The 3,291-nt window shown below is 66.9% G+C and carries 3 protein-coding genes; all 3 read right to left on the minus strand.

Translation table 11 applies throughout. The features are described from left to right. On the minus strand, positions 1-302 hold a 302-nt coding region (locus ABSF49_RS21220; protein WP_424114619.1), incomplete at its 3' end, for a NifB/NifX family molybdenum-iron cluster-binding protein. Continuing rightward, a complete protein-coding gene (locus ABSF49_RS21225) occupies positions 299-1,708 on the minus strand; it encodes a nitrogenase component 1 (protein ID WP_424114620.1) in 1,410 nt (469 codons plus the stop codon). The genes ABSF49_RS21220 and ABSF49_RS21225, both read right to left, overlap by 4 nt. 14 nt (positions 1,709-1,722) lie before the next feature. Continuing rightward, positions 1,723-3,234, minus strand: a complete 1,512-nt coding sequence (locus tag ABSF49_RS21230) for a nitrogenase component 1 (protein WP_424114621.1) — start codon at positions 3,232-3,234, stop codon at positions 1,723-1,725. Positions 3,235-3,291: the final 57 nt, after the last annotated feature.

The following is a 3,291-nucleotide window of genomic DNA, read 5'->3' on the forward strand; positions in this document are numbered from 1 at the left end:
AGGATGCCGAGCTTGTCGAGCCGATTGAGCGCGCATTCGCCGATGCGCGCGACGACCACCGCGCGGCAGTCGGCGACCGAGGCGACCGCGGCTTCCATCAGTTCGTCGGCTCGGTCGCAAACCGAGCCGCAGGCCGGGCGGTTAACGCGCGTCTCAAGGAGGCGCCAGCCGTCCGGGCGTACCTCCCAGATCTCGAAGTGGGTCGCCTGGCCGAAGTGCTCCGATACGCGCGCGCCCGAATGGGTGCCGATGGCGACGCGGACGGCGCGACTTTGCCCGGAGGCTGCCGGATCGGCGGTCATAGCGCCGCCGCCTCGGGGTTTTCCTCGGTCGACTGCCGAACGACGGTGGTGTAGGCGCGTTCCAGCAACTGCAGCGCGCCGCGGTAGCCGACGTAGGAGCGCGCCAGCACGACTTCGTCGGTTGTTGGATAACTGATCTCGACCAGCGGCGCGCCGATCTCGCCGGCGACGGCGGCTTCCCAGGTCGAGCCGAACACGATCGGGAATTCGCCGACGCGGGAATGTTTGGCGATCAATTCGTGGGCGCGGTGGCCGTCGGGCTCGAACGTCGGCTCGCCGTCGACGCCCGACGCCAGATCGCGGAACGCGGCGCGGATGGTCTCGCGCTCGCTTTCGGGCGGGTTCTCGGTGACGACGATGACGCCGGGATTGAGACCGAGATCGCCGACGAAGAATTTGGCGATCGCCAGCGCGTAGGCGCTCTCGCTGACGATGTTGATCTCGGACGGCAGGCGATACTGGCTGGCGCAGCCGGCATAGAAATGGGCGAAGTCGCGCAGATAGCGATAGTAGTCGCGCTCCTCCCGCTTGATGAAATGTTCCACCCGAGCGGGATCGGCGCCGACGGCGTCGCCGACCTGTCGGAGGAAGGCGGCGGTCGCTCGCGCGCCGATCGGAATCGCCGGGCGGTGAAGGAAGGGCTGGCCATAGACGTCTTCCAGGCGTCGCGCAGTGCCGAGCCCGAGCCACGGCGACAGCACCAGATTGAGCTCGGCCGACGGAATCGCCCGCCATTCGCTCAAGCCCTCGGAGGCGGGGCCGAACAGAATGTTCACTTCGAGGCCGACGCCCTCGAGGATGCGGCGGATCTCGGCGAGATCGCCGCGCCAGAACGGGTTCTGGTAGGGCAGCAGCGACCAGACGTTGACCAGCCCCTTGCGGGTCTCGGGATTGGCGCCGGCGCGCTCGGCGACATATTGGTCGAGGATGGCGCGGACAACCGTCTCATGGCCGATAAAATTCGTGCCGCGATAACCGAGCGTTTCGGCGAAGACGATCGGGACGCCGCGGCGGCGATAGGACTGGACGACATTGGCCACGTCGTCGCCGACCAGGCCGGGAATGCAGCCGCTTTGGACAACATAGAGCTCGGCATCCATCACCGTCAGGGTCGAGGAAATGAGCTCGTCGAGGCGGCCGACGCCGCCGAAGATCACCTCCTTGTTGCCGATGTTGGTGGACGGAACATGAAACTCGCCGCCCTGGTAGCCGGAGATACCGGAGAGCGCATGGAACTGCTTGGTCGCGCAACCCGGTCCACAATGGGTGATCGGGATCGCGCCCTCGATGGCGATAACCGAGGCGAGCGCACCGAGCGCGCAGGCGTAGCGCACCTGTTCGATCGGGCCGGCCGAGGCGGCGAAACTGCCGGCGCCTTCGTCGGCGAGGCGGGACTGGATGTTCATCGCGCTTCTCCCGCTCAGGCGGCGTCGCTGGCGGCGAGCGCGTAAGGGTTGGTCTCCTCCAGCCACCATTGCTGGTAGGGGAAGCGCGAATGCGCGGCGACGTCCTGATAGAATCGGCGGCGCGGCAGCACGCGCAGGATGGCGCGGCCGATGGTCAGCAGTCCCTCGTAGCCGAGGCCGTCGTTGGAATAGAAGATCGGCAGCACGGGAATGCCCATGCGTCCGGCGAGGATCGCCATCGAGCCGGAATGACGGCAGATGACGAAATCGGGCTTGGCCCGCTTCAGCGCCGCATGCGCCTGGAAATGCTGGTCGGGGCTCACCGTGAAATGCGGGATGTCGCCAGTCGTCTGGATGAGATGGCCGAGCGAATCCTGCTCAGCGTCGCGGCTGTCGGTCGAGGGGTCGTGATGGAACGAGAAGACGTCGTCGACGGCGACGCCGAGTTCGCGCAGGTCGGCGACGAGACCGTGGGCGAAGGCGGCGCCGGCGGCGACGAAGCCCCTCTTGCCTTTGAGCGCGACGCGCAGTCGGTCCAGCTCCGGCGCGATGCGCGCGCGTTCCGCGGCGATCACCGCTTCGACGAAACCCTCGCGCTTAGTGACGCGGGCGATGTCGCGCAGCCAGTTGTCGGTGGCCGCCAATCCGTAAGGCAGGGGGGCGCGGATCTCCTGCACGCCATATTCCTGCTCAAGGCCGGTCGCCAGATAGGACAGTACGAAGCACATGGTGACGGTCGCCGCCGCCGTCGACAGGTCGGCGAGACGCTCGAGCGAATTGCCGCCCATCACCAAATTGACGGTGAGGCCGAGCGGGTTGACCAGCGGCGAGAACACATCCGGCCCGCCGAGGTGAATGACGTTGAGGAGGTCGTCGCGCTTCTCGTTTGGCCGAGATGGCACGAGCCGGCGCAGGATGCCGTGCTCGATCACGTCCCAGCCCGACGACCAGTGGCGTGACTTGAAACCCTCGCAATGGAGGGGCACCACGGGAATGCCGATCTCATCCTCCAGTTGGCGGGCGGTTCCGTCGACGTCGTCGCCGATGATGCCGGTGGCGCAGGACGTCGCGACGAAGATGACGCGCGGGCGATGGCGCTCGTAGGCCTCACGAATAGCTGCAGCGAGCCGCTCGACCCCACCGAACACCATGTCCCGTTCGCCCAGGTTGGTGCAGATCGACTTGGGGTCCTCGGGCTTCCAGCCGCGCCGCGCGGCAAGGTCGCGCGAATAGCGTGAGGTGAACGACTGGCTCGAGGCGCAACCGATCGGCGAATGCTGGATGACCACCGCATCTTTGATGATGGTGGCGTTGGTGACCGCGATCTGCTCGGCGCACATCGACGCCTGCGAATAGGGGCTGGAGAGTTCGCAAAGCCGACGCCCGCCCTCGCCGCAATCGCGGCCGCAGCCGTAGGTGAAAGCGGAATCACGGGCCAGCTCCTGCGCTCGGCCTTCCCATTGCGTGATGGTGCCAAGGCGCTGCTCGCGGGTCTCGGCTTGCGGCGTTCGAAGGTTGATGGCCATCGGAGGCGGCTCTCCTTGATCGCGACGGCGCATCGTTTCGGAAGCGTCCGGGGAAAT

The sequence above is a fragment of the Roseiarcus sp. genome, from assembly GCF_049514155.1.
In the GTDB taxonomy this organism is placed as follows: Bacteria; Pseudomonadota; Alphaproteobacteria; order Rhizobiales; family Beijerinckiaceae; genus Roseiarcus.

Coding starts and splice junctions, on each gene's coding strand:
- ABSF49_RS21225 (WP_424114620.1), bottom strand. CDS start 1,708: ATGAACATCCAGTCCCGCCTCGCCGACGAAGGCGCCGGCAGTTTCGCC.
- ABSF49_RS21230 (WP_424114621.1), bottom strand. CDS start 3,234: ATGGCCATCAACCTTCGAACGCCGCAAGCCGAGACCCGCGAGCAGCGC.